The following is a 265-nucleotide window of genomic DNA, read 5'->3' on the forward strand; positions in this document are numbered from 1 at the left end:
CAGTAAGGATGGTGGAGCTATGCGGGATCGAACCGCAGACCTCCTGCGTGCAAGGCAGGCGCTCTCCCAGCTGAGCTATAGCCCCATCGTAGTTATCTCATTCACCTTAATTCTTGCTGAGACAAGGCGTGGAACGGTGAAGCATACTGAAGTATGCGAGTCGTTTCACAACGCGGTATCAGAAAGAATTTGGTAGGCCTGAGTGGACTTGAACCACCGACCTCACCCTTATCAGGGGTGCGCTCTAACCACCTGAGCTACAAGC

At 53.2% G+C, this 265-nt stretch carries 1 tRNA gene; it reads right to left on the reverse strand.

Going from position 1 to position 265, the window contains the following annotated elements:
- Window positions 1-9 precede the first annotated feature (9 nt).
- Window positions 10-85, reverse strand: a tRNA-Ala gene (locus tag OGY17_RS00070).
- Between the last annotated feature and the right edge of the window lie 180 nt (window positions 86-265).

Source organism: Citrobacter sp. Cpo126 (assembly GCF_030332445.1).
Lineage (GTDB): Bacteria > Pseudomonadota > Gammaproteobacteria > Enterobacterales > Enterobacteriaceae > Citrobacter > Citrobacter portucalensis.